The 26,401-nt window shown below is 58.9% G+C and carries 24 protein-coding genes and 2 pseudogenes (1 of these 26 cut by a window edge); 11 read left to right on the top strand and 15 right to left on the bottom strand.

Features of this window, described 5'->3' with window-relative positions; translation table 11 throughout:
• A pseudogene (locus A3H92_05020) lies at window positions 1–420 on the top strand (UDP-N-acetyl-D-galactosamine dehydrogenase); it begins 811 nt to the left of the window's first position.
• 30 nt (window positions 421–450) lie between these two features.
• Here A3H92_05020 and A3H92_05015 read toward each other — a convergent pair.
• Together A3H92_05015 and A3H92_05010 are read right to left on the bottom strand one after the other, a co-directional pair.
• Window positions 451–1,179: a hypothetical protein gene (locus A3H92_05015; protein OHC76042.1), complete on the bottom strand. Its 729-nt coding sequence runs from the start codon at window positions 1,177–1,179 to the stop codon at window positions 451–453.
• Window positions 1,180–1,203: 24 nt separating this feature from the next.
• Entirely contained in the window at window positions 1,204–2,037 is an 834-nt protein-coding gene (locus A3H92_05010; GenBank protein OHC76041.1) for a hypothetical protein, read from the bottom strand.
• A 172-nt stretch (window positions 2,038–2,209) separates the two neighbouring features.
• Here A3H92_05010 and A3H92_05005 point away from each other — a divergent pair, with 172 nt between their 5' ends.
• Genes A3H92_05005 through A3H92_04995 form a run of 3 tightly spaced genes read left to right on the top strand, consistent with a single transcriptional unit; the run spans window position 2,210 to window position 5,726 of the window.
• A complete protein-coding gene (locus tag A3H92_05005) occupies window positions 2,210–3,328 on the top strand; it encodes a UDP-N-acetylglucosamine 2-epimerase (GenBank protein ID OHC76040.1) in 1,119 nt (372 codons plus the stop codon).
• On the top strand, window positions 3,273–4,568 hold the full coding sequence (locus A3H92_05000; protein OHC76039.1) for a UDP-N-acetyl-D-mannosaminuronic acid dehydrogenase: 1,296 nt from the start codon (window positions 3,273–3,275) through the stop codon (window positions 4,566–4,568). Before A3H92_05005 ends, A3H92_05000 begins: the two co-directional genes overlap by 56 nt.
• 3 nt (window positions 4,569–4,571) lie before the next feature.
• On the top strand, window positions 4,572–5,726 hold the full coding sequence (locus tag A3H92_04995) for a ribonuclease D (GenBank protein ID OHC76038.1): 1,155 nt from the start codon (window positions 4,572–4,574) through the stop codon (window positions 5,724–5,726).
• Between the two features lies 1 nt (window position 5,727).
• Here the strand turns inward: A3H92_04995 and A3H92_04990 are convergent, their stop codons facing one another.
• The gene (locus A3H92_04990) at window positions 5,728–7,212 is read right to left on the bottom strand and encodes a hypothetical protein (GenBank protein OHC76037.1); all 1,485 of its coding nucleotides are present in this window, start codon (window positions 7,210–7,212) and stop codon (window positions 5,728–5,730) included.
• A gap of 105 nt (window positions 7,213–7,317) precedes the next feature.
• Between A3H92_04990 and A3H92_04985 the strand changes: the two genes are divergently transcribed.
• The 5 genes and pseudogenes from A3H92_04985 (at window position 7,318) to A3H92_04965 (ending at window position 13,618) form a co-directional block, all read left to right on the top strand.
• Window positions 7,318–7,959 carry a chromosome partitioning protein ParA gene (locus tag A3H92_04985; protein ID OHC76036.1) on the top strand — a complete coding sequence of 214 codons (642 nt, stop codon included), beginning with the start codon at window positions 7,318–7,320 and terminating at the stop codon, window positions 7,957–7,959.
• A gap of 53 nt (window positions 7,960–8,012) precedes the next feature.
• Window positions 8,013–8,888, top strand: a pseudogene (locus A3H92_04980) (polyphosphate kinase 2).
• 158 nt (window positions 8,889–9,046) lie between these two features.
• Complete coding sequence (locus A3H92_04975; protein ID OHC76035.1) at window positions 9,047–11,338, top strand: RNA degradosome polyphosphate kinase; 2,292 nt, start codon at window positions 9,047–9,049, stop codon at window positions 11,336–11,338.
• 14 nt (window positions 11,339–11,352) lie between these two features.
• The gene (locus tag A3H92_04970; GenBank protein ID OHC76034.1) at window positions 11,353–11,862 is read left to right on the top strand and encodes a hypothetical protein; all 510 of its coding nucleotides are present in this window, start codon (window positions 11,353–11,355) and stop codon (window positions 11,860–11,862) included.
• 205 nt (window positions 11,863–12,067) lie between these two features.
• Window positions 12,068–13,618, top strand: coding sequence for a hypothetical protein (locus A3H92_04965; GenBank protein OHC76033.1), 1,551 nt, complete (start codon window positions 12,068–12,070; stop codon window positions 13,616–13,618).
• Window positions 13,619–13,633: 15 nt separating this feature from the next.
• On the opposite strand, the gene A3H92_04960 is transcribed toward A3H92_04965, so the two are convergent.
• The 8 genes from A3H92_04960 to A3H92_04925 form a co-directional block, all read right to left on the bottom strand.
• Window positions 13,634–13,858 (bottom strand): hypothetical protein, encoded by a 225-nt coding sequence (locus A3H92_04960; protein ID OHC76032.1) that lies wholly within the window; start codon window positions 13,856–13,858, stop codon window positions 13,634–13,636.
• Window positions 13,859–13,952: 94 nt separating this feature from the next.
• Complete coding sequence (locus A3H92_04955; GenBank protein ID OHC76065.1) at window positions 13,953–14,624, bottom strand: hypothetical protein; 672 nt, start codon at window positions 14,622–14,624, stop codon at window positions 13,953–13,955.
• Window positions 14,625–14,638: 14 nt separating this feature from the next.
• On the bottom strand, window positions 14,639–15,322 hold the full coding sequence (locus tag A3H92_04950; protein ID OHC76031.1) for a DNA replication protein: 684 nt from the start codon (window positions 15,320–15,322) through the stop codon (window positions 14,639–14,641).
• Complete coding sequence (locus tag A3H92_04945; protein ID OHC76030.1) at window positions 15,319–16,386, bottom strand: AI-2E family transporter; 1,068 nt, start codon at window positions 16,384–16,386, stop codon at window positions 15,319–15,321. The genes A3H92_04950 and A3H92_04945 overlap by 4 nt, the downstream gene beginning before the upstream one ends.
• On the bottom strand, window positions 16,383–16,928 hold the full coding sequence (locus tag A3H92_04940) for a CDP-alcohol phosphatidyltransferase (GenBank protein OHC76029.1): 546 nt from the start codon (window positions 16,926–16,928) through the stop codon (window positions 16,383–16,385). The genes A3H92_04945 and A3H92_04940 overlap by 4 nt, the downstream gene beginning before the upstream one ends.
• Entirely contained in the window at window positions 16,925–17,137 is a 213-nt protein-coding gene (locus tag A3H92_04935) for a hypothetical protein (GenBank protein OHC76028.1), read from the bottom strand. Before A3H92_04935 ends, A3H92_04940 begins: the two co-directional genes overlap by 4 nt.
• A gap of 2 nt (window positions 17,138–17,139) precedes the next feature.
• On the bottom strand, window positions 17,140–18,660 hold the full coding sequence (locus A3H92_04930) for a hypothetical protein (protein ID OHC76027.1): 1,521 nt from the start codon (window positions 18,658–18,660) through the stop codon (window positions 17,140–17,142).
• 300 nt (window positions 18,661–18,960) lie between these two features.
• Window positions 18,961–20,067: a hypothetical protein gene (locus A3H92_04925; protein ID OHC76026.1), complete on the bottom strand. Its 1,107-nt coding sequence runs from the start codon at window positions 20,065–20,067 to the stop codon at window positions 18,961–18,963.
• Between the two features lie 74 nt (window positions 20,068–20,141).
• Between A3H92_04925 and A3H92_04920 the strand changes: the two genes are divergently transcribed.
• Together A3H92_04920 and A3H92_04915 are read left to right on the top strand one after the other, a co-directional pair.
• Window positions 20,142–21,206 carry a phosphoribosylformylglycinamidine cyclo-ligase gene (locus A3H92_04920; GenBank protein ID OHC76064.1) on the top strand — a complete coding sequence of 355 codons (1,065 nt, stop codon included), beginning with the start codon at window positions 20,142–20,144 and terminating at the stop codon, window positions 21,204–21,206.
• Window positions 21,194–21,844 (top strand): phosphoribosylglycinamide formyltransferase, encoded by a 651-nt coding sequence (locus tag A3H92_04915; protein OHC76025.1) that lies wholly within the window; start codon window positions 21,194–21,196, stop codon window positions 21,842–21,844. The genes A3H92_04920 and A3H92_04915 overlap by 13 nt, the downstream gene beginning before the upstream one ends.
• On the opposite strand, the gene A3H92_04910 is transcribed toward A3H92_04915, so the two are convergent.
• The 4 genes from A3H92_04910 to A3H92_04895 form a co-directional block, all read right to left on the bottom strand.
• Window positions 21,828–23,639 carry an elongation factor 3 gene (locus tag A3H92_04910; protein ID OHC76024.1) on the bottom strand — a complete coding sequence of 604 codons (1,812 nt, stop codon included), beginning with the start codon at window positions 23,637–23,639 and terminating at the stop codon, window positions 21,828–21,830. The two genes, A3H92_04915 and A3H92_04910, sit on opposite strands and share 17 nt — an antisense overlap.
• A 33-nt stretch (window positions 23,640–23,672) precedes the next feature.
• A complete protein-coding gene (locus tag A3H92_04905) occupies window positions 23,673–24,047 on the bottom strand; it encodes a monothiol glutaredoxin, Grx4 family (GenBank protein ID OHC76023.1) in 375 nt (124 codons plus the stop codon).
• Window positions 24,048–24,074: 27 nt separating this feature from the next.
• Complete coding sequence (locus A3H92_04900; GenBank protein ID OHC76022.1) at window positions 24,075–24,314, bottom strand: ATP-binding protein; 240 nt, start codon at window positions 24,312–24,314, stop codon at window positions 24,075–24,077.
• Window positions 24,315–24,333: 19 nt separating this feature from the next.
• Window positions 24,334–26,401: phosphoribosylformylglycinamidine synthase II (locus A3H92_04895; GenBank protein ID OHC76021.1), on the bottom strand; the 2,068-nt coding region annotated here is incomplete at its 5' end.

Raw genomic sequence — 26,401 nt, 5'->3', positions numbered from 1 at the left:
ATCAATGACGGGATGGGGGCCTATGTCGCCGAATGTATTGCCGGCGAGATGGCAGGTTGCGCAGGAAAAGACATCCTGGTTCTCGGCCTGACCTTCAAGGAAAACGTTACCGACCTTCGCAACTCAAAAGTCGCCGACCTCATCGGCGAGTTGGCCGGTCGCGGCTTCAAGGTAGAGGCGCATGATCCGATGGCCGATCCGGGAGAGGCCCTGAAATGCTTCGGCGTTCGGTTGCTGGCGAACCTCGATCAGGCGCAGGGATTTGATTGCGTAATCGGCGCCGTCGCCCATCGCATGTACGGCGAATTCGATGCGGGGGTCTTTGCAAGACTGCTGCGCCGGGGCGGGCTGGTCGCCGACATCAAAGGCATCTGGCGCGGCATTGACCTGCCCGAAGGCGTCAGACGCTGGGAGTTATAAGGGGAGTCTCATCGGCAAAGACGGCACGAATCACTTCACCGGCATCATCGAAAAACGGAAGCCGTTGCGCTGTCCGACGCTGCCCTCTACCAGCAGCAGCAATGACTTGATCCCCTTGCCCTTGGCTTCCTGGTATTTTTCGACCACCTGGCGAGGGTCCCAAACATCCTGTTGATTGACCTGAACGATGATTTCGCCGCGCTTGAGGTCGCTGTCAATTTTTTTTGTCTCGTCAAGCAGGGTGATGACGACGCCGGTTGAACTCCAACGCAGGTCGAATCCCGTTCGCATCTTCTCGGTCAACGCCGCCATGGTCAGGCCGAGTTCAGGGATGGCGGCGAATGATCCTGCGGCGATGCTGCGGGCCTCCGGTCGTTTGACGGCGTTCAGCTTAAGCTCTACGGTTTTGCCGTTGCGCAGGACGGTCACCGGCACGGTCTGATCCGGCGTGACGGCTTCGACGGCGGAAATCAGCCGCTTGAAGGTGTCGATTTCCTGTCCGGCAAACTTGACGATCAGGTCTCCGCGCTTGAGGTCGGCCTTGTCGGCCGGGCCGCCCAGATCAATATCGCGGACCAGAACTCCTTTCTCCTCGCCCAGGCCCAGCGTCACGGCGATTTCCTTGGTGATGCCCTGCACCTGCATGCCGGTAAACCCGGCCTTGTCGGCGGCGGCATCGGCGGCGCTTGCGGAACAAGGCAACGCAAGGGTTACGGCAAGAATGACGGCCTTTCGGATTATTGAAAAAAGAATTTGCATCACGCGGCCTACCTTTCTGTTTTTTTAACAGGACGGCGGATTGATAGCCTCTATCTTCTCCAGTTCCAGGATCACCGTAAATTCCCGATAGTCCAGAACCATGCGCCGGGCCACGCCGTTATCCAGTTGCATGATCTCGGCCTCGTACTCCGGTTCGGCGTCCTGGCTGTCCATCTGGTAAAAGGCCAACCTGACGTTCCATCCCGGTCGTTTGACAAGCGCGCCCAACTGATCCTTGGAGGGGACGGCTTCGGGCGCCGCCAGGGGGCCGATGAAGGCCACTACCTCTTGCGGGCCGCCGCCGTCGGCGCCGTCGAACACATGGCTCGGCGCCTGACGGTCGCCGGCGATAGCCCGGTCGATCAGCCAGGAGGTATGGCCGACCGGAAAAAGCGTCTTTTCCGGAAGACTGATGGTTTTGGCTTCGGGCAGTTTGTAATTGACCTCGCCGGGCTTTCCGTCGCTTCCGGCCCTGGCCTTGCCGTTGATCTGGCTCTTCTTTTCGTCGATATCGTTGTCGGCGGCAAAGCGGTAGTTACCGCCGTCCAAAGACTCAAGGCCGGAGAAATTCATTTTCTGTTTCAGCGTATCGCCCTCGGCGGTGCTGAGGTCCATCGTCATGGTTTGCTCCAGAATCCATCCGTCGCAGGACTTTTCCATGATCAGGGTCATGGCGCCGCGAGCGTCAACGAAGGAACTGCCGGCGCGGGCCTGTCCTATCTTGAGGGAATAAACGGCGCGGTGGGGCGCAAGATTGGCGGCCTCAAGCGGTTCCGAAGAAAAACCAAGAACAAAAGCCGCCGCCGGCAAACTGCCGATGAAAACAGGCAGCCGCCGAAATAAACCTGACAAAGTCATAATATTCAGTCCAAAAAAATCTTTATGGTATGCCCTAACCGGGCGGTTCCCGCCAGTTTGGACCAATTACCTCACTCTTTACAACATATTGACGCTCATCCGAAAGCCGTTCTTGCGAAAAATCGGTAGCCGCGATATCCAATTCACAGCGAATGGGGGAAAACAGAAGCATATGCGGATTTTAAGCGTTTTTGGAACGCGACCCGAAGCCATCAAGATGGCTCCGGTGGTCAAGGCATTGAAAGAAGCCCCGGCCATCGAGTCAAGAGTCTGCGTCACCGCCCAGCACCGGCAAATGCTGGACAACGCGCTCGACCTGTTTGATATCCGCCCCGACTACGATCTGGACATCATGCGCGACGGCCAGGACTTGACTCATATCACCGGCGCCGTGCTGTCGGGGATGGGGAGCGTTCTTGAGGACTTCAAGCCTCATCGGGTGCTGGTGCACGGCGACACCACCACCACCTTCGCCGCTTCATTGGCCGCCTTCTATAAGAAGATTCCGGTGGGGCATGTGGAGGCGGGGTTGCGCACCGGCGACATTTATGCGCCGTTCCCCGAGGAAATGAACCGCACCCTGACCGACGCCATCGCCGACATGCTGTTCGCGCCGACGGAAAAAGCCCGCGACAACCTGCTCAACGCCGGCATTCCGTCTACGCGCATCTTCGTCACCGGCAACACGGTGATCGACGCCCTGCTGGAAGCGACCGCCATATTGCGCGATAACGATGAGCGGCGGCGGGAATCGGCCGCCCGGTTTCCCTACCTGAAAGACGGGCGTCGCCTGATCCTGGTTACCGGACACAGACGCGAGAACTTCGGTCCCGGCTTCGAGCGCATTTGCGCCGCCCTGGCCCGCCTTGCCGAACGCGATGACGTCAGGATCGTCTATCCCGTCCATCTCAATCCGAATGTGCGCGAGCCGGTGGAGCGCATCCTCGGCGGCAGGGAAAATATCCATCTGATCGATCATCTTGACTATTTGCCGTTCGTGTTTCTTATGGAGAGCGCCTACTTTATCATCACTGATTCAGGCGGCATCCAGGAGGAAGCGCCTTCGCTGGGCAAGCCGGTTCTGGTCATGCGCGACGTTACCGAGCGCCCGGAGGCGGTTGAGGCCGGCGCCGCCAGACTGGTGGGGACGGATGTGGAAGTCATCGTCGGCGAAAGCCGGCGGCTGCTTGAAGATAAGGATGCCTATGCCGCCATGAGTCGCGTCCTTAACCCCTATGGAGACGGAAAAGCAAGCCGCCGCATCGTCAGGGAGATCATCCGTGAAACCTAGTTTTGGAAAAATATGCGTGATCGGCCTCGGCTATGTAGGGCTGCCGACGGCGGCGGTGTTCGCCGGTCGGGGAGTGCAGGTTCTCGGCGTTGATGTTAACGAGGAAACCGTATCCCTGATCAACCGGGGAAAGGCTCATATCGTCGAGCCTGACCTGGACATCATGGTCAACAGCGCGGTTGTCACCGGCAAGCTGCGGGCTTCCGTGAAGATCGAGCCGGCGGACGCCTTCATCATCGCCGTTCCCACCCCGTTGAGGGAAGACAACAAGCCCGGCCTGCAATATGTGCGCGAAGCCGCCTTGTCATTGGCGCCGGTTCTCAAGAAGGGCGATCTGGTCGTCATCGAGTCCACCTGTCCGGTGGGGACCACCGAGGCCTTCTCGGAACGGCTGGCCGAGCTGCGCCCGGACCTCACCTTTCCTCACCGCTCCGGGAATGAGGCGGATGTTCAAGTGGCTCACAGCCCGGAGCGCGTCCTGCCGGGGCGAGTGCTTCTCGAACTGGTCCGCAATGATCGGGTGATCGGCGGCGTGAGCAGACGCTGTTCCGAGCGGACGGTGGAGCTTTACCGCATCGCCGTCGAGGGGAAGTGCCTGATGACCACCGCCCGCACGGCGGAACTGGTCAAGCTGGCGGAGAACGCCTACCGCGACGTCAACATCGCCTTTGCCAACGAGTTGTCGCTGGTCTGTGACAAGCTGGACATAGATGTCTGGGAGGCGGTGCGTCTGGCCAACCATCATCCTCGGGTCAACGTGCTTAATCCCGGTCCCGGCGTCGGCGGCCATTGTATCGCCGTCGATCCCTGGTTTATCGTCGATTCCGCTCACGAGGAAACTCCCCTCATCCGGGCGGCGCGCCGCGTCAACGACGGCAAGCCCAGGCATATCGCCGACAAGGTGCTGAAAGCGGCGCAGGAATTAAAGGCGCCGTGCATCGCCTGTCTGGGGCTGGCCTACAAGGCCGATATCGACGACCTGCGGGAGAGTCCGGCGGTAGAGATCGTCCGGATGCTGGGCGAAAGCGGGAAAGGAAGGATGCTGGTCGTCGAGCCTCATATCAACGCCCTGCCCGACCGACTGGCGGGCATCGCCGGCATTCAACTGACGGACCTGGACAGGGCGCTGGCCGCCGCCGATATCGTCGTCCTGCTGGTCGATCATAATCCGTTCAAAGGCCTTGACCGGGAGCGCCTGCACGGCAAAATCGTCTTCGATACGCGCGGCGTGTGGCGGTAGCCCATGCCGATGATTACCGACACCGCGACGTTGGAGGGGTTTTGCCGACGCCTTTCCCGGTCCCCCTACATCACCGTCGACACCGAGTTCATGCGCGAAAAGACTTTCTGGCCCATCCTGTGTCTGGTGCAGGTGGCCGGACCTGATGAAGGCCGCGTCATCGACGCCCTGGCCGAAGGCATTGATCTCGCGCCTTTGTTCGCTCTGCTGGCCGACCACTCCATTCTCAAGGTATTCCATGCGGCGCGCCAGGACCTGGAGATTTTCCAAAAGCTGACCGGACGGTTGCCGGAGCCGCTTTTTGATACGCAAGTGGCGGCGATGGTTTGCGGGTTCGGCGATTCCGTCGGCTACGAGGCGCTGATCTCCACGCTGACCGATAACCGGGTCGATAAGTCTTCGCGCTTTACCGATTGGTCGCTGCGCCCGTTGAGCGAGCGCCAGATCAGTTACGCCCTGGAGGACGTCACTTTTCTGCGTGAGGCCTACGAAAAACTGCATGACAAGCTGGAGGCCAACAGTCGCGCCGCCTGGCTGGAAGAGGAAATGACGGTATTGATGACTCACGCCACTTACGAACCGGACCCCAGAGAAGCTTTCCGCCGCATCAAGGCCGGCAACGCCAACGGACGCTGTCTGGCGGTGCTGCGCGAAGTCTGCGCCTGGCGCGAAGAGGAAGCGCGTCGCCGCGACCAGCCCCGCAACCATATCATGCGTGACGAAGCCCTGCTGGAAATAGCCCACCACACCCCGGCGACCGCCGACGAACTGGCGCGCACCAGAGGGCTGGGCCGCCGCCTCGCCGATGGTCCGGCGGGACAGGCCATCCTTGCCGCAGTGAAGCGCGGCCTTGCCGTTCCCAGAGATGAACAACCGGAAATCCAGACCAGGCGCGAATTGCCGCGCGGCATCGGCCCGGTCTCGGAACTGCTTAAGGTGCTGCTTAAAATGAAATGCGATGAGTCCGGCGTCGCCCAGAAACTGCTGGCCTCGGTCGCCGATATCGAGTTGATCGCCGCCTTCGGCGAAGACGCCGACGTGAAGGCCCTGCACGGCTGGCGCCGCCAGGTCTTCGGCGATGACGCGCTTAAACTCAGAGCCGGCAAGACCGCCTTGGCGATCAAAGGCAACCGCCTGGAATTGGTGGACAGGAAATAGCCTATTCTACTTTACTCTTTAGCCCCATGGAGCGGGCCAGACTTTTCAGACGGCGTTCGACGGCTTCGCTTTCCAGGACGTCGCGCTCGCTCCGGCGCTTGGGCAGGATGAGAGCCAGCGTCTCCTTGCTTAACTTGAGGCGAGTGCCGGACAACAGTCCCGGCGCGCTCCCCGACAGGGTGTGGGCCAGCCTGAGCGCCAGCCCTATCGTCTGCACCCACGCCAATTGGCCTTCCTTTAACAGACTGCGCACGGAGTCCAGATCGGGATTCCAGGGGTCGCCGTTGTAGCGGACATAAACAGCCAGCCCCAGCACTCCACGGTCGCCATGGGTAAGGCCGGCAAAGGGCAATCGCAACGTCCGGTGCAGGGCATGTTCGGCCCGATAGTCCGGATGCTCGCACCAGCCGATATCACTGAGCAGGCAGGCGGCCCGGCGCAGCCGCTGTTGGCTTTGCGTCTCGGAGGGAAACAGCGGCGCCGTCCACGCGAGAATTTCCTCGCCGTCGATAGAGAAGCGGCCGCCGTGCTCGCTGAGGCCGATGCAGCCGCTGATCAGCGGGTCCTGGTTATGCACCCTCTCCGGCAACCCCTCCAGCATCCGGCCTTCGCGGATGCCGAATCCGGAAAACACCAGCTTGTCCGGAGTCGTTATTTCCAGTATCCCCTCCAGCGTCTTGGCGGCGAAGGGCAGAGTCTCAAGGCGTTTGGGCGAGATGCCGGGGATTCGTTCCATGGCGCTTCGGCCAAGCCCCCCGATCAGGCGGGCCATGCGCACCGCCTCCTCCCTGGCGATGGTGTAATTGTCGATGACGTGCAAAGGATACCCCGTCTGCTCGATAAAGATGCGGGCCAGAGACCGCCATGAGCCGCCGATCGCATAAAATGAGCGTCCCCTGACATTCATCGTTCCCGCCAGGGCGGCAAACTCGTCGGCGACGATTTCGCCGGCTTTGACGGCGATGCCCCCCGAGGCCTCGGCCAGTCTCAGGTGTCCCAGAGGCAGGGTGGCGTTGCCGCCGAAGACGCCCTTGTTGATTATCACCATATCCAGACTGCCGCCGCCCAGATCGCCGACAAGCCCGTCGGCGCCGGGGACGCCGCTAAGCAGCCCCAGCGCCGCCAGTCGCGCTTCCTCGGCGCCGCTCAGCACATCGACGGTCAAGCCGAACATCGCTTTAACCTCGGCGACGAAGTCCGGACCATCCACGGCGTCGCGCACGGCGGCCGTTGCTATAAGATCAAGGCGTCCCACTCCCATGGCCCCGGCCAGATTTATAAATCGGTTCAGGCTGCGCAGCGCCATGGCTACGCCTTGCGGGTTAAGCCTACCGCTTTTCGTAATGCCCAGCCCCAGCCCGCACTGGGCCTTCTCGTTAAACATGGGAATAGGCAGACGCTCCGGCTTGTCATAGACCACCAGACGCAACGTGTTGGAGCCGATATCGATCACCGCGACGCGGCCATCCTTGTTATTTTCAGTCATAGATCAAAGTTTATTCCAGGACGGCGGACAATGCGTTACGCTATGATTATAAGACCCGAGGCAATGCCATGATAGCGATGTTCTAATGTTCAACCTTTTTTTCACATGCTGACCGTACTCGTCGCCAATACCAAGGGCGGCTGCGGCAAGACCACCATCGCCACCAATCTGGCCGGAGCCTTCGCCGTCGCCGGGTTCGAGACGGTGCTGGCCGATTGCGACCGCCAGAAATCGAGCCTGGGTTGGGTGGAGCGCCGCCCCGGCTCCATGACGGATATTAAATCCGTTGATTGGACGCAGGAGATCACGCCCCTTCCGGCGAAAACCCAAAGGCTGATCATTGACGCGCCGGCGGCGCTGAAACGCAAGCAGGTGGAAGAACTGGTCCACATGGCCGACATGGTGGTGGTGCCGGTGTTGCCCTCGGTGTTTGATGAGAACACGACCCGCAAGTTCCTCGGCCTTCTCGACAAACTGAAGCCTGTGCGTAAGGGCAAAAGGGCGGTGGCGGTGGTCGGCAACCGCATGCGCCCGCGCACCAGGTCGGCGGAACGGCTGGACGATTTTCTCGCCGGCATCGATCAACGGGCCGTCGCCGCCCTGCGCGACAGCCAATCCTACGGCGCCGCCGCCATGTACGGCTTGAGCCTGTTTGACATGGAAGACCGGCGGGCGTTGAATTTTCTCCAGGATTGGCGGGTGCTGCTTTCCTTTATTGACGAAACTACCGCTAACAAAGATAGTTAATTAAGGTATATTCAGGTTATCATAATTTTCGCTGAAAAAGGGGGGAAACTGCTATGACCAAAAAAGCCAAAGACAAACCCGCGTCCTTGGAAGGCGTAAAATCCGCCCCTCCCCCGGAGGGCGCCCTCTCTCACGAAGGCGACTTCGTCATCAAGAAGCACAACAAGATAGATAACAAGACTTACGAAAGGGAACTTTCCCGTCTTCAGATCGAACTGATCAAGTTGCAGGAATGGATCAAGCAGAAGGGCCTCAAGGTGGTGATTATCTTCGAGGGCCGCGACGCCGCCGGCAAGGGCGGCACCATCAAGCGCATCACGGAAAGCCTCAATCCGCGCATCTGCCGGGTGGTGGCGCTCGGCACGCCGACCGAACGTGACAAGACTCAATGGTATTTCCAGCGCTATACGGCTCACCTGCCGGCGGCCGGCGAGATGGTTCTGTTTGACCGCTCCTGGTACAATCGCGCCGGCGTCGAGCGGGTGATGGGCTTTTGCTCCGACAGCGATTACCGGGAATTCCTGCGCTCATGCCCGGAGTTCGAGCGCATGCTGGTGCGTTCCGGCATTGTCATCGTCAAGTACTGGTTCTCGGTCAGCAATGATGAACAGGAACGCCGCTTCCAGGGTCGTCTCGGCGACCCCACCAAGCGCTGGAAGCTGTCGCCGATGGACCTTGAATCCCGCGACCGCTGGATCGAGTACTCCAAAGCCAAGGACGAAATGTTCGCTCACACCGACATCAAGCAGGCTCCGTGGTATGTGGTCGAGGCCGACATTAAAAAGCGCGCCCGCCTCAACTGCATCCGCCACCTGCTGAACCTCATCCCCTACGAGGACCTGACCCCCAAACCGCCCAAGCTGACGCCGAGAAAATCCGGCGCCGGCTATGTCCGTCCGCCGATCACCGATCAAACCTTCGTTCAGGACACCCTGGATGCCGAGTTGCACGCCAAGAAGGCAAAAAAAGGCAAGAAGGCAAAAAAAGGCAAGAAGGATAAAAAGTAAGGGAGCGGAGCCTGGAGTTCGGGTGATCCTTGTTTTAATGGGGGGTCTCCCGGCGGCTCGCTTTCTACAAAGAGGACGTGATGGCGCCTAAGACCGACAATCAATTAAAAAAAATCGGCATTGCCTCGCTGGCCGATCTGGTGGCGCCGGCGGGCGGCGCGGCATGGCGGAAAAAACGCAAGGACGCTTCGGACGACAAGAAGTCCGCTAAAAAGAAGAACAGGGCCGCCGCTGATATGATCGCCGGGGCGGCCCCCGGCCCCAGGGAACCGGGGCTTTTTCTTAACCGTGAAATGACCTGGTTAAGCTTTAATTATCGCGTCCTCAATGAGGCCGGGGACAAGCGCACGCCGTTGCTGGAGCGGATCAAGTTCCTGGCCATCGCCGCTTCCAATCTGGACGAGTTCTTTATGAAGCGCATCGGCGGCCTCAAGCAGCAGATCGGCGCCGGCGTTCACGATCTGTCAATCGACGGCCGCACTCCGATCCAGCAGATCAAGGAATGCGCTGAAATTATCGGCGACATGCGCAAGCAGATGCATAATCTGTATCTGGAACTGATCAGGGATATGGAAAAGCGAGGCATCGTAATCGCCTCATATGATAAACTTTCGTCCGGCGAGCGCGAAACGGCGCGGGCATATTACCTGAAGAATATCTATCCGCTGGTCACCCCCCTGGCGATGGACCCGGCCCATCCGTTCCCGTTCATTTCCAACCTGTCTTTGAATCTGCTGGTGACCCTGAACTATCCCGACGAGCCGACGGTGATCATGGCGCGCATCAAAGTGCCTGTGGGCGGCGCCGTGCCGCGCTTTCTGCGCGTTGATGAGTCCTTCCGCTTCGTGGCGCTGGAAGAAGTCATCGCCAATAACCTTGATCTGCTGTTTCCCGATATGGAGATCGCCTCGTGCGAGCTGTTCCGGGTAACCCGCAACTCCAACACTGAAATCGACGAGGAACAGGCCGGCGACCTGATGGCGATGATCGAGACCGAACTGCGCCACCGCAAGTTTGCTCCCATCGTGTTGATGGAAACCGAGGCCGGCATTAATCCGGTGCATCGCGGCATGTTGGCGGCGGAGCTGGGCCTGGACGAGAATACCGACGTTTTCGAGACCGATGTCATGATCGGCATGCGCGACCTGTTCGAGTTGGCGTCTCTGGTAATTCCCGAACTTCACGATTCGGACCATCATCCTATCACCAACGTCAAACTTCAGGACAACCGCAACATCTTTCACATCATTCGCAATAACGGCCCGATCCTGTTGCAGCATCCTTACGAATCCTTCGTCACGTCGGTGACGCGCTTCATTATGGAAGCCGGCATCGACCCCAAGGTGCAGGCGATCAAGATGACGCTGTATCGCACCTCGGCCGACACCAACATCATCGAGCATTTGATCAAGGCGGCGCGCAACGGCAAGCAGGTGGCGGTGGTCGTCGAACTCAAGGCCCGCTTCGACGAGGCCGCCAACATCCAGTGGGCAAGCCGCCTTGAAGAGGTCGGCATCCATGTCACCTACGGCGTGCTGGGCCTCAAAACACATTCCAAGCTGGTGCTGGTGGTGCGCCGGGATTACAACGGCCTCAAGCGTTACGCCCATATCGGCACCGGCAACTATCACGCCGGCACGGCGCGCATCTATTCGGACCTCGGACTGCTTACCGCCGACGATGAGATCGGCAAGGACTTGACCCGGCTGTTCAACTATCTGACCACCGGCTGCAAGCCGCTACAGGACTACAACAAGCTGCTGGCGGCGCCGAAAACGATGAAAAAGGCGCTGTTGTCCAAGATCGAGCGTGAAATATCGCTGCACTCCAGGAAAATGCCGGGCCGCATCCGCCTGAAGACCAACGCGCTTGAGGACCCTGACATCGTCATGGCGCTATATCGCGCCTCGCAGGCCGGAGTGAAGGTCGAACTGATCGTGCGCGACACCTGCCGTTTGCGCCCCGGCATACCCGGACTGTCCGACAACATAACAGTGGTCAGCATCGTCGGTCGTTTTCTGGAACACTCCCGCATCTACTATTTCCAGAACGCCGGCGATGAAGAGTACTTCATCGGCTCCGCCGATCTGATGTCACGCAACCTGGAAAGCCGTGTCGAGGTCATCGTCCCGGTGGAGGGAGAGGAGCAGCGCAAAGACCTGAAACGTATTTTTGACGCCCAGCTTAAGGACAAGCGCGCCGCCTGGGACATGATGCCGGACGGCTCTTACGTTCAACGTCGCCCCGAGCCGGGACAACGCTTTGAAAGCAGCCAGCAGACTTTGATCGCCGCCGCCGAAAAACGCCACCATGAAGCCAACCGACTGCTCAAGCGCAAGATCACGACCATCGCCCGGCGGGCGATAACGTAAGACGGGCTATCGTCATGAAAGCTATTTATTTATTGCGGCACGCCAAATCGAGTTGGGGGGATATGACCGTCGATGACCATGACCGCCCCTTAAACGAGCGGGGTCGGGAGGCCGGCGTACTGATGGCGAAGCATATCAGGGACAAGAACCTGATTGCCGATCTGGTCATTTGTTCGACAGCCGCCCGCGCCCGCCAGACTTTGCAATGTCTGCAATCCATCCTCGGCGACGATATTCCGGTGCGTTTCGAGGGCGATCTTTATATGGCGTCGCCGAAAAAAATGCTGAAAATATTAAGCCACATCGATGACCGGGCGTCATCGGCAATGCTGATCGGCCACAATCCCGGCATGCACATGCTGGCCGTCGCCATGGCTAAAACCGGAGACCATGAATCATTTGAACGCCTGCACGCAAAATATCCGACGGCGGCGCTGACGGCATTGACCTCCGCCGCCGACCGGTGGCGGGACGTCAATGACTGCAACCTTGAATCTTTCGTCTGCCCGGGAGATATAGAGTAGGCTGGATATTCCTACTTCTTCCCGGATTTTTTCGCCCGCTTGATCGCCTTCCTGGCCTTCCTAATTGCTTTCTTGGCCTTCTTGATGATCTTTTTTGCTTTTGCCATTTCGACCTCCGTTTTTAAGGACATGGAACGATGACGCCGCCTGTTCTTATACACTATATTCTCGGATTGATGTTTCAATATCGGCGGTTAACGGGCAAATGAACGGCGAGATCACGCTGGAATTTCATTTCAAGCCGGAAGACCTTCAGCGTCTCCGCGCCTTGCCGGTCATTAAACGGTCGACCGTCAAGCGCCCCTATACGAGATGCCTGAGCGGCGTCTATTTCGACACGCCGGGGCGGCTGCTTCGCAAAAATCATATCACCCTTGGAATATATAAAAGCGGACGACGCCATATCCAATGCGTCACTTCAGAGGAAACCAGGGTCGGCGGCATTGTCGTCCATGACAGGTGCGAGAACCACATTCTGACGGAAACTCCCGATCCGTCCGCTGTTGAGAATAATGATCTCAGGCGTCTTGTCGGCCGTCTTGGGCGGAACCGGATGAAAGAGGTCTTCCGCGTCGAGTTCAGGCGCACCACCTACCGGCTCGACTTGGGCGATGGGGGCGAGGCAACCTTTGATCTGGACAGCGGCGAGATTATTGCCGGAAACGTCCGCGAGCCGCTCAATGAAGCGCACCTGACGCTCACCGCAGGCGCTCCCGGTCAACTGCTTGATCTTGTCCTGGAAATTTTGTCGGCGGTCCAGCTCAGGGTGGCGGTCGCCGGCAGAACGGATCGCGGTTTTGCCATGGTTGAAGGCCGAGGGCCGGGTTGGCGAAAGAATGTCAGACTCGACTTATCCGAGGGCGCCACTTTTGAGGATGCCATGGTCCACACCGTTCACCACTGCCTGAAGCATATGCTGGCCAATGAGACGCACGTCCTGGAAAGCGAAGACCCTGAAGGCGTCCATCAGATGCGCGTGGCGCTCCGTCGGTTGCTTTCAGCGTTGCGTCTGTTCAGGTCGGTTTTGCCTCCTGACCGGCGCCGCCATATCGTCGGCGAGGCAAAGTGGATCATTGATCAATTGGCGGGAACACGGGACTGGGATGTTTTTCTCGATGAAATAGCGGCTCCGGCGATCGCCAATTCGGACAATAAAGATCAGTTTTCGGCGCTGATTGAACGAACTACGGCGCAAAGGGAGCGCTGCCGAAAGGTTTCACGACAGGCCATCCTGTCGGAGCGTTACACCAGATTCCTTTTGTTGGTGGGAACGTGGACGGCCAGGCGCGCGTGGCGTGATCAGCCGGCGCCGGAAGCTTCAGCGCTTCTCTTTTCGCCCGTCATCAACCTCTCTGATAATCTGATCAACGCCGGACACGGAAAGGTTACGGACAAGGGGCGGCGATTTAACAAGCTGACCGTCGCCGAGCGCCATAAATTGCGCATTCAGGTCAAGAAGCTGCGCTATGCCGTCGACTTCTTCAGTTCACTATACCCACACGACCGCATCCAACCTTATGCCGCCATGCTGGCCAAGCTTCAGGATTCGCTCGGATATTATAACGATGTCGCCGTCGCCGAGACTCTCGTCTCCCGCCTCGTTGCCGAATGCGGCGACGACAAAGACAACGCCCTGCAATGCCAACGCGCCGGCGGCATTGTTATCGGCTGGCACACCCACATTCTGGCGTTATCCGTGGAAACGCTGAAAAAAGACCTGGGAAACTTCATCAAGGCCAAGCGGTTTTGGTCCTGACGATTATTTCTTAAGTTATTTTTTCTTCACCGCTTTATTCACCTTCTTCACCACCTTGGGCGCCTTTTTGACGACCTTTGCGGCTTTTTTTACTGCCTTCGCGGCGACGGGCTTCTTCGTACTTTTAGCCTTCGCCTTCACTGCCGCAGCTCGCGCCGGAGCTTTGGCCGCAGTCTTGCGAGATGCGGTCGTCTTTTTCGCCGGCGCCTTTTTTGCCGGGGTCTTTTTTACTACAGCCATCGTTCTCTCCAGTTTATGCTGACACGGTGCAGGATTTACCCACTTTCAAAATTCGAGTATGCCCTCACAATTATGCGGCCACAAGCGAGACCTCTTAACTCATCCGTCGCTCGGCCACCACTTTCTGATACAGCCCGCCGAAATATACCTGTTTACGCCAAACGAAGTTGTCGGCGTCGCGGGCAAAACTTGCAATCTCTTTTTCCAGCAGACCGGCGGCATAAGGTTCCAGTGTGCGGAAAATAAAGTTCATAAGTCCTTTAAGAGGGTGACGATGATCAGGTTTGTGATAATCGACGAACACCGCCTTGCCCCCCGGCGCGACGCTGTCAAGCAACGCATTGACGATAGAATGTTTATAGCCATCAGGCACCTCATGCAACAAAAAGTAACTGGACACCGCGTTATATATCTCGCCGACAGGTTCTGCTGCGTCGGCAAGGCGAACCCGAGCCTGCGTCAGTCCGGCCAGCTTGCGGCGACAATGCTCAACCTGAATCGGCGCCACGTCGATGACATCAAGATGCCCGTTCGGCCCCACCGCCAGCGCCAGCTCATGAGTAAAATTTCCGTAGACATGAGCCGCTTGAAGCACCTTCCATCCAATGCCGAATTCCATGAGGGACACGTTCATCAGTTTCCTGTGGTTGCCCCAAAGGATCAACGAAACCACCAGGGTTCGGTCGAGCAGGGCGACGCACACCGGGTTGATATATGCCCAGGAGTAAGTCTCGATCATGTAATTCGGAATGGGCGGGTCAATCATATTGCCGGAGTTTTTCACGCCGCGCCTTCCAGCTTACGCAGCACCTGTTTGGTCAACGGCACGGTGATGTTGCGGCGCTCGGCCAGTGCCGTCTCATCGACGGCGCCGACCAGACGACGCGCCGCTTCAAATGAGCGCTCCATGTGCGTCAGCATAAAATTTATCACCTCTATGTCCACCTTGAGTTGGCGATCGGCAAACAGTTTCACCAGAACTGCGGCGATCAAGGCGTCGTCAGGAGGCCCGATTTCCACCGTCGGGGCGGCGATCAGACGCGAACGCAGATCGGCCAGAGATATGTTCCAGCGCGTCGGCGGCTGCGAGGCGGTCAGCAATAACCGGCGCCCGGTCTCCTGGGCCGTATTGTAAAGATGCAGAAGATGCTCCTCCTGTTGCGACAGAGAATCGGCGTCCTCGATTACGCAGGCCCGATGATCTCCGAGCAGTTCCGGCGGCTCCATGGCGGCAAGGTCTTCGGGCGATATGATCGCCGCTCCGCTTTTTGCCATGAATACCCTGGCCAGATGCGTCTTGCCGCAGCCGGCAGGCCCATGGACGATCAGCGCCGCAGCCGACCATTCAGGCCAGCAATCTATCCGGTCAACCGCCTGCCTGTTGCAGGGGGCCACCAGAAAATCATCGCCGGAGAACGCCGTTCGGTGATCAAAGTCGAGCGGCAATTGTTGCAAAGAGGTCAACTGCCGCCGTCCCCGCCGTGGAAAAGACCGCTTTCCCGATATTGGTCGATAGAGAAGCGGGCCAACACGCCGATGATCGCCGCCGCCGGAATCGCCAGCATCACGCCGGTGAACCCGAACAGGGCGCCGCCCGCCAGCAGGGCAAAGATGATCCATACCGGATGCAATCCGATCCGGTCTCCGACAAGTTTGGGCGTCAGGAAGTAACTCTCGGTGATCTGGCCGATAAAGAAGACGCCGGCTGTCAATGCTACGGGCAGCCAGTCCTGGAACTGGGCCAGAGCGATGCCTACGCCCGTCAGAAATCCGATCAGGGCGCCGACGTAGGGAATGAATGAGATCAGGCCGGCGCCGACCCCCACCAGCAACCCGAACGGCAACCCCGCCAAGGTCAATCCGATGGAATAGAAGATCGCCAACGCCAGACAGACGGTGGCCTGGCCGCGAACAAACCCGGCAATGGTTTTGTCGATCTCGGACAACTGCCGGCGAATGGTCGGGGCCGAGTTTCGCGGCAGCCAGCTATCGACGCGCCCGACAATGATATTCCAGTCACGCAGAAGGTAAAACGCCGCCACCGGGGTAATGACGACCAGAGACATCAACTGAAAAAAGGCGACTCCGCCGCTCCACATTCTTGCCAACACCCCGGTGAACCATTTGATCAAGTCGCCGGCATAATCGCCGGCGGCGACGCGCAGACGCTCCGTCGCTTCAGGCGTCATGTCCGCCTGAAGACGATGGATCAGGGGTTCGGCCTGGGTCCGCGCCGCATCAATCAGTCCGGGAATCTTGGAAGCCAGCCCCACTACCTGCCCTTGAAGCAATGGGATCAGCAAAATCAGACCGCCGAAGGCGATCACAAAAAAGGCGGCGATGATCAGCCCCGCAGCTACCCCCCGCGAACATCCCCAACTGTGCAGCTTTTCGGCGACCGGATCAAAAAAGTAGGCCACCGCCATTCCGGCGACGAACGGCGTCAACACGCCGCTGAGCATGAAAAGCAGCGCGGCGAAAACGGCAAAGCCGATCAGCCAACTTATCAAACGCCGATCATTCGTCAATTTTTCTCCTCCATGGCGGCGACGCGCCGTCCCCAAGTCATTATGTAAACAGCGCCGGAAAGCAAGGTCGTTGCGGCGACAACGATGGCCATAAGATCAATAATTACACCGTCATTGACGCCATACGCATCAACGCCGAGCACGGCGGCGACCAGCACAATCTGGGCCACGGTGTTGATCTTGCTGATCATCAGCGGCTCCATGATCAACGAATGAGTCAGGGTTTCATAGAGAATAGCGCCCCCGACAATCAGGGCGTCGCGAAACACCACCATGATCACCAGCCATATTTCAATAAGCCCGATATTTCCAAGAGTGACATAGGCACAGACCAGAAGCGCCTTATCGGCCAACGGATCGAGAAACTTACCCAAGGTGGTCTCGGCATTGAAGCGCTTGGCGATGAAGCCGTCAACCGCATCGCTGACGGCGGCGATAATGAACAGCCAGAAGGCGGCGATAATTTGATCATCGAGCACCAGCCACACCAATACCGGCACGCACAACAGGCGTCCGATAGATATAAGATTAGGGATGTTCACTCCGTACCTATCCGGTTAATGTAGACAACCACTACATATAGGGTTGCCGCATACATCCTTATTACGGCGGCAAGTAGCCACAAACGGAAATTGTCGCTGCCAAGAGGAAAGGCTGGGATCGCCCTATTTCTGACGTTCACATCACCAATGCCTGATGCTGATCTCACTCCTGTCATCGAAGCCGGTTTTTGAATTCTGGCAAACATCATACTCACTGCTTTTCCCTTCGTGCCTTCGCCATAAGCGCACGTTGTTGCTTCCTATTCATCCCCATGTTGGACGTTGGCCCTGCCTTTCTCTCGATCATGACAGTCTCCACGTCGGGATACTCTTGACCGTTCCATGGCGTTTCCTTCAGTGAGCCTTGCAGCACACCATAAGTCTTGCAGTCCAGTTTAATGGCTCGCCGACTTTCGTCTGTCCATTCGGTTTGTTCGGCATAAACCAAGTCCTCAGAACTGCCACGCCCCTGACCGGGTGGTTCGCAAGATATACCAATCACTCGTTCTAAGTGAGGATTACGCTCCAGAAGACCTTGCGCATAAACTATCGCAAATTCTGATCTCTTGAGCCTATACTGCTCATACCCACCCTTCTTCTCCATCCAATCCAGATACTTTATGGTAAAAATGAAGAATCCGGTCTCATTCTCTCTCGCCTCGGCTGTACTGATCATCGCACGGAAAAAAATATTTACCATCTTTCCCTTCTCTAAGGCCCCCCTGACCGCTTCGCCATACATGCGCCGTGCAAAGCGCCGTTGTAGCGCCATGTACCGCACACCTAATTCGTTCTTTCTGAGGTCGAAGTCGTGACCAGCCGGGGTAATCGACGTACCATCAAGCATGTGGGTCGTAAATTTCTCGATAAGCGTGTCCCACAGGTAAGATATCCTGTCCGCCCTCTTCTTTGCGATGTACTGAGGGTCTCCGACAAAGCGGTTGTAGCGCGAACGATCAATTTCGATCTGACCGTGCTCATCATCAAGCACAAAATCATGATCGCCATCATCGTTGATCCGTACCGCATAATAGGCCAGTAAGTTTTCTTCGCCATACGCTTGCAAGAGACGGCCAGATCGAATGAAAGCAACTTTCTTCTCAAGATAGTCTGTGAAATCGCGGACAGTATCCAACTCGCTCATAACGATATCCAAGGCTATATCATCGATCACATGGACGAATGAGCCAGATGGATCTAGGTCACCTATTGCAAACGGCTCGATCTCGCATGGCTTGCCCAACCAGTGTGCGTCAGCCTTAATCGTGGGCTTAATGATCAAGCTTCCGGAACTGTCCGGAAAATGCTTCCTGCACTCTTGGGCAGCGCCTTTCGCCACGACAACTCTGTGAATTACCCGGTCTTCAGTAGGCGGAAAATTAATAGGAAACGGAACGGTGCAGTCTCTATCTAAAAAAATACGATCTGGATGTTCAGTGATCCATCGCTCAGCGCCCTGAGCCTGCTTTGCTGAGTCGCGCACCGCGCGCTTGACCCATCTACTCCAAGCAAGCCCCAACTCTCCATTTGGCCAGGCGATAGTTTTCTCGCTGAAAATGACGATGTGCCGACCACAAACAACGAGAAGATCGCACAGTTCCTTCCCGTCACCACGGCCCGACTCTTTCTGGTCTCGAAATAGACTTGGGTAAGACCACAAATTCAGAAATGATTTCTCAGCCAGCTTCGCAAGATAGCGCTCTGACACCGTGGTTCCGCCGCCCCTTACCACGGGCGATCTTAACTGTTCCGGGCGTTCGTCAATTCCGGTTGGTCTAAAAATCTTCCGATATCCTTATTACAGAATAATCCCTAGAGGTTAGATAGCAACTATAACTCTCATTACGGTTGTAAAAAATGGTTCATTCGCCGTCGGCCATTGGCGTAGCCGAGATATTATGGCAGAGGTGGAAAATGGCGGCAATGGGTCATGACCGGACGATTGGGTGGGGTCGGCATGGCGTGTCGTTTACTCTATATGTAGTGGGTGTCTGTCTTAACCGGATAGGAACGGTTCACTCGTTCAAGACCTTTACCGCGCCAGACTCAGAATCCATTCGTCGCCTTCCCTTAACAGAGCGATATCTTTTTGTTCCAGGGCCAGCGCAAGCTGCTCCGGCTCCCCGATGTAGTGAATATTGATCCGCGCCTCGTCGCGGGACAGAAGCACCAGGTCCACGCTGTTGATCACGGCGACGCCATCCAGCCGCTGGCGCACCGCCAACCAATCCTTGAGTCCGCCGATGCGCACGATAGCCGCCACCACGCCCCGCTGTCCGAAATGAAGACGATTATCCAGTTTCCAGTTGTCTTCAACCCTAAGGGTCAATTCAAGGGCGGCGCGGGCCATCAGGCCGCTGAAGCTTTCGCCGTCAACGGAGGGAAATAACTCGGTGACGGTTTTTGCCTCGGTCACCGCGCCATAACGGGTGACGAAGACCTCCAGGGCCGGTCGCCCGCGCTCGTCCATGCGCTGTATGGCGTGCGCCACCAGGGTATCGCCGGCGCCATAGCGGGCGGCAACGGCGTTGAGACGTTGGCGGTCGCCGGCCAGCGCCTGCTCGCCGCCGATGGCGGCAATGTCGCGCAAGTCTCCCGTCGGCAGCAGCGTCGGCACCAGACTGTCTCTAAGCGAACGGGCGGCCCAGGCATCCCGCCAGGGATTGGGATCGTCAAACAGCAGTCTGGTCCCCGCCGTTTCGAATACCGGCAACACCAGAACCGGCTTGCTGGGAGTCTCGGCGAACGATACGGCGAAATCAATGAGAAGGCGGCGCACCTCGTCCCCCTTGAAGCGGAAATCCAGCTTGGCCAGATAGCGCACCTGGGAAGTCTTCTCTTCGGCCACCGAGAAGTCCTTGAGATAAGAATCGACTTTTTCACGGGTAAAATCCGGCAGGCGTCGATAATCGGAACGTATGACAAGGCGTTCCAGCAGCCTTTTGAAAGCGGCGACCTCTCCTTCGGCTACGGCTTGATCCCTGGCCGCAGCGGCGGCGTCGGCAGTGGCGTCAACCGCTACCCCCTTGACCTCAAAAACGTCAACGACCTTCGCCTGCGCCGGGACGCCGAGAATTACAAACGCGACGAAAAAGGCCGAGGCCGAAAAAACAACGGCTGACAAACGTCGATAGATCATTTCAATAATGTCCCGGATATATTATCTTTTGCGCGTCTCGGCTATTTTAGCATATCGAACCAAAGGTGGAAAACATTACCGGTCTAAGCTACAAGGATTCAGGCGTCGATATCGACGCCGGTGACGAACTGGTCGAGGCGATCAAACCGCTGGCTGCGGCAACGACGCGAAGCGGCGTCGCCTCCGGCCTCGGCGGATTCGGCGCTTTGTTCGACCTGAAAGCGGCGGGATACAAAGACCCCATTCTGGTCGCCGCCACCGACGGCGTCGGCACCAAACTGAAAATTGCCATCAACTCAAACCGGCTCCGAACGGTAGGCGTCGATCTGGTCGCCATGTGCGTCAACGATCTGGTGGTGCAAGGCGCCGAGCCTCTGTTTTTTCTTGATTATTACGCTACCGGCGGCCTTGAGGTAAAATCGGCGGCAAGCGTTATCGCCGGCATCGCCGAGGGTTGCCGTCTGGCCGGTTGCGCCCTCATCGGCGGCGAGACGGCGGAGATGCCCGGCATGTACGCCGCCAAGGACTTCGATCTGGCCGGCTTCGCCGTCGGCGCCGTCGAGCGCGGGGAGTTGCTGACCGGCGAGACCGTAAGCGAAGGCGACGTGGTCCTCGGCCTGACTTCCGGCGGGCTGCACTCCAACGGCTTCTCCCTGGTCCGCAAAGTCGTCGAAAAAAGCGGACTTGATCTTCTCGCTCCTGCCCCCTTCGACCAAAAGCGCAGCCTCGCCGAGGCTTTGCTGGAACCGACGCGCATTTATGTAAAAAGCTGCCTCTCGGCTATACGGGGCGGCGGCGTCAAGGCGCTGGCCCATATCACCGGCGGCGGTCTAATCGAGAATATTCCGCGTGTCCTGCCCCGGGGCCTCGCCGCCGAGATTGATGTTTCAACATGGCGGTTGCCCGATGTTTTCGCGTGGCTGGCCGACGCCGGCGGCATCGCGCCGGGCGAAATGGCCCGCACTTTCAACTGCGGCATCGGCATGGCGGTGGTGGCCGACGCCGGCAGAGCCGAGGACGTGGAAGCGGCATTGACGCAGGCAGGCGAGACGGTGTTTACCATCGGCAGGATCGTATCCACCTCTGGAGACGAGCCGATAGTAATCATCAAGGGACTGGACTCTGCATGGCGAAGCTGAGAGTCGGCGTCCTGATCTCGGGACGGGGCAGCAACATGCGGGCGCTGATCGACGCCGCGTCCGCTCCCGATTACCCGGCTGAGATCGTGCTGGTGGTCTCTAACGTACCCGGCGCCGGCGGGCTGGAATACGCAAAGAGCGCCGGCATCGCCGTCGCCGTCGTCAACCACAAGGAATTTGCGACCCGCGAGGCCTTCGAGGAGGCGGTATGCCGAAAGCTTCAGGAAGCCGAGGCGGAACTGGTGTGTCTGGCCGGCTTCATGCGGGTATTGACGGAAGGCATGGCAAGACGTTGGCGCGACCGCCTGATCAATATCCATCCGTCGCTGCTGCCCGCCTTCACGGGCCTGCATGTGCAGGAACGGGCCGTTGAAACCGGCGTCCGTTTCTCCGGCTGCACGGTGCATTTCGTGCGCCCGGCCATGGATGACGGCCCGATCATCGCCCAAGCCTGCGTGCCTGTGTTCCAGAGCGACAGCGCCGACGATCTGACGGCGCGGATTTTAATCCAGGAACACCGCATCTATCCGCTGGCGGTGAAGCTCATCGCCGAGGGACGGGTTCGCGTCGTCAACGAACGGGTAACCATCGACGGCGCTGACGAGGCCGACGGTGTATTGCTCAATCCGCAACCTTAGCTCCCTCCATCTCTTCCCTTATCAATTCGAGGGCGAGCCATTTTTCCTCCGCCGTCGCCAGATCGGCTTCGGTCGCCTCCAGCTTGGCCGCCGCCGTCGCAAAGGTCGCCGGGTCGCGGGAGAACAGGCCGGGGTCGGCGAGGGTTTCACGAAGGTCCGCTATTTCGGCTTCCATCAGCGTCATGTCGCCGGGCAGTGTTTGCAAGGCGTGTCGGTCCTTGAAGGAAAGGGTGCGCCTTGGTTTGGCCGACCGGTCGGCTTTCTTCGGTTTTGCCGCCTTCGCCGCCGTCGTCTCTTCCTTGCGGTCATGCCCGCGTTGAGCCGCCATGTCGGAATAGCCCCCGGCGTATTCGATCCAATGCCCGTCTCCCTCCGAGGCAATCACCGAGGTAACCACACGGTCAAGGAAGTCCCGGTCATGGCTGACCAGCAGCACCGTGCCGGGATAATCGGCCAGCATTTCCTGCAACAGATCGAGAGTTTCCAGGTCGAGGTCGTTGGTCGGCTCGTCCAGCACCAACAGATTGGAAGGCATGGCAAGGGCGCGCGCCAGCATGAGGCGGCCCCGCTCCCCGCCGGAGAGCGCTTCGATGGGGGTGCGCGCCTGCTCGGAGGTGAACAGAAAATCCTTCATATAACCGATGACATGCTTGGGCTTGCCGGCGATGGTCAGGGTGTCGCTGCCTCCGCCGGTAAGGGCTTCCGTCAGAGTCCATTGAGGATTGAGACTTTCGCGCCGTTGATCGAGGGAGACCATTTGCAGGTTTGTTCCCAGCCGGATCGTCCCTTCGTCGGGGCCGATAAGGCCGGTCAGCAGATTAAGCAGCGTCGTCTTGCCGGCGCCGTTGGGGCCGACAAAGCCGACGCGGTCGCCGCGCAAAATCCGCGCCGAGAAGTCCTTGACGATTGCCGCGCCGCCATAAGATTTGCTCACATTCTTGGCTTCCGCCGCCAGCTTGCCGGAGACTTCGCCCTCGGTAGGGGTCATTTTGACGACGCCGGTTTTGCGGCGTTGATCGCGGCGTTCCTGACGCAGGGCTTGAAGGGAGCGCATTCGCCCCTGATTGCGCTTCCGGCGCGCCGTGACGCCGTGAATCAGCCAATGATTTTCCATGGCGATTTTGCGCACCAGCTTATGACGGTCAACATCTTCCTGTTCCAGGGTTTCGTCGCGCCATGCTTCAAATTCGGAAAATCCCCGATCCAGGCGCCGCGCCTGACCGCGATCCAGCCAGACGGTCGCCCGCGACAGGTTCTCAAGGAAGCGCCGGTCATGGCTGATCAACACCAGGGCGGAGCGCAGACCGGCCAGTTCATTCTCCAGCCATTCGATGGCGGGCAGGTCCAGATGGTTGGTCGGTTCGTCGAGAAGCAGGATATCGGGTTCGGGGGCCAGGGCGCGGGCCAGGGCGCACCGCCGCGCTTCGCCGCCGGAAAGATGCGACGGCTGTTCTTCGCCGGTGAGGCCCAGTTGCTCCAGCAGATGCTGCGCCCGATAAGAGTCGTCGCCCGGCCCAAGTCCCGCCTCGACATAGGCAAGAGTCGTCGCGTACCCGGAAATATCCGGCTCTTGGGGCAGATAGCGGATCGTCACTCCCGACTGAACGAAGCGTTCGCCCTCATCGGCCTCAATCAGACCGGCGGCGATCTTGAGAAGAGTCGACTTTCCCGAGCCGTTGCGGCCGACCAGACACAGCCTCTCCCCCCTTGAAACAAAAAGCTCCGCCCCCTCAAGGACAGGCGCTCCGCCGAAGGTCAGATGAATGTCGCGCAGAATGAGAATAGGTGGGGCCATGGGAACCCGCCGCCGACAAACTTTCCGCTTACCTTACATGCAGGACCCGCAGCAACTGCTCTGCTCCGTTTTTGTCTTGGCGAATTCGACGCCTTTATCTTTAAGAAGTTTTGTCAACTCACCGCTTTCAAACATCTCGCGGACGATGTCGCAGCCGCCGATGAACTCACCCTTGATGTAAAGCTGGGGGATGGTCGGCCAGTTGGAGAATTGCTTGATGCCTTCGCGGATTTCCATATCCGCCAGCACGTCGACGCTCTTGAACTTGATCCCCGCTTCGGTGAGGACCTGCACCGTCGCCGCCGAGAATCCGCATTGGGGAAACATCGGCGATCCCTTCATGAAAAGCAGTACGGGATTTTCGTCGAGCGCCGCCCGGATGCGCGTGAATACTGGGCTTTCGTTCATTATTGTTTTCCTTTCTTGATGGAAGTCTTAATCGTCCTGGGGAACGCCGGTCTGAAGAGCCAAGGCGTGCAACTCGTTGCCCATTCGTCCTTGCAGGGCCTTATAGACCATCTGATGCTGTTGCACACGGCTTTTGCCGACGAATTGGCCGGAGATGACCAGGGCGCCGTAGTGGTCGCCGTCGCCGCGCAGATCCTCAATGGTGACCTTGGCGTCGGGGATGGCCGTTATGATCAGTTGCTCAATTTCTCTTGCGTCCATCGCCATGATGCGTCCCGCCTTTGTTTTACGCCGCCATGTAACCGGGCAGCCAGCCTTCGTTGATATCGCTCAGTTCATTCACCGATATGGAATGAAATCGGTTGACAGTCAACGAGTCTCCGCCCGTGGTCCCGATCCGCAGCGCCGGAACCAAGGCGTCTTTTGCCCTTTCCAGAAGCTCCTCCGCATTGACGCAGGTCAACAAATAGCGTCCCTGGTCCTCGCCGAACAACCGGGCGTTAAGTGGGGCGCCGCCGGACGGAATCTCTATTTCGGCGCCTATCTTTCCGGCCATAGCCATTTCCGCCAGGGCGACGAGAAGACCGCCGCCGGAAAGGTCATGACATGCGGTAAGACGGCCTTCCTCGATCATTTGGCGCACAAAATCGCCGTTTCGCCGCTCGGCCTGCAAATCGACGGGGGGCGGCGCCCCTTCTTCGCGGCCCTCGACCTCGCGCAGGTAGAGAGAGGAGCCGAGATGACCCTCGGTATCGCCGATCAGAATGACGGCTTGGCCCTGTTCCTTAAAGGACAGGGAGACGGCCTTACCGACATCCGCCAGCAGCCCGACGCCGCCGATGGCCGGCGTCGGCAAAACGGCCTTGCCGTTGGTCTCGTTGTACAGCGACACGTTGCCCGAAACTACCGGGTAGTCAAGGGCGATGCAGGCGGCCCTCATGCCTTCGATGCAGCCGACAAACTGGCCCATGATTTCGGGGCGCTGCGGGTTGCCGAAGTTCATGCAGTCGGTGATCGCCAGCGGTTTGGCCCCCACCGCCGTCAGGTTGCGCCAGGTCTCGGCCACCGCCTGCTTGCCGCCCTCAATCGGGTCGGCGTAGCAATAACGGGGCGTGCAGTCGGTGGTGATTGCCACCGCCTTCTGGGTCCCGTGCACCCGGACCACGGCGGCGTCGCCTCCCGGACGCTGCACGGTGTCGGTCATGACCATGTGGTCGTATTGTTCCCATATCCAACGCTTGGAGGCCAGATCGGGACAGCCGATCAGGGTTTTGAGCGCCGCTATCGGGTCACAGTCTTTAACGGCGGTAACCGTCTGCCGTTTCGGGGTCGGCCGCCAGGGACGGTCGTACTCGGGGGAGGCCTCGGCCAGCGGGTCGATGGGGAGATCAGCCACAATCTCGCCGTTCATCCTCAGCACCATGCGACCGGTGTCGGTAAGCCGGCCGATGACGGCGAAGTCCAGTTCCCATTTCTCGAAGATGGCGCGGGTCATTTCTTCCTTGCCGGGCTTGATGACCATCAACATGCGTTCCTGGCTTTCCGACAGCATCAGTTCATAGGCGGTCATGCCTTCTTCGCGCATCGGCGCCTTGTCGAGGTCCAGTTCGACGCCCATGCCGCCCTTGGAGGCCATCTCGAAGGACGATGAGGTCAGCCCCGCCGCTCCCATGTCCTGGATGCCGACGATGGCGTCGGTGGACATCAATTCCATGCAGGCCTCGATCAGCAGCTTCTCGGTGAAGGGATCGCCGACCTGCACGGTGGGACGTTTCTCCTCGGAATCCTCGTTGAACTCGGCCGAGGCCATGGTGGCGCCGTGAATGCCGTCTCGCCCCGTCTTCGAGCCGACATAGACCACCGGATTGCCGACGCCGGCGGCGGCTGAATAGAAAATCCTATCGGCATCGACCAGCCCTACGGTCATGGCGTTGACCAGAATGTTGCCGTCATAAGCCGAATGAAAGTCGCACTCGCCGCCGACGGTGGGTACGCCGACGCAGTTGCCGTAGCCGCCGATGCCGGCGACTACGCCCGCCACCAGATGTCTGGTCCTGGCGTGTTCCGGGCGACCGAAGCGCAGGGCGTTCATATTGGCGATGGGCCGCGCCCCCATGGTGAAAACATCGCGCAGGATGCCGCCAACGCCGGTCGCCGCCCCCTGATAGGGTTCGATGAAGGAAGGGTGGTTGTGGCTTTCCATCTTGAAGATGATCGCCTGACCGTCGCCGATGTCGATGACGCCGGCGTTTTCGCCGGGGCCGCAGATCACCCATTCGGCTTCGGTGGGCAGAGTCTTCAGCCACTTCTTGGAAGACTTGTACGAACAATGCTCCGACCACATCACCGAGAAG

The sequence above is a fragment of the Rhodospirillales bacterium RIFCSPLOWO2_02_FULL_58_16 genome (assembly GCA_001830425.1).
Lineage (GTDB): Bacteria > Pseudomonadota > Alphaproteobacteria > Rhodospirillales > 2-02-FULL-58-16 > 2-02-FULL-58-16.
Note: the sequence above shows the minus strand (reverse complement) of the source record. Positions and strands in the feature narration are given on the sequence as shown.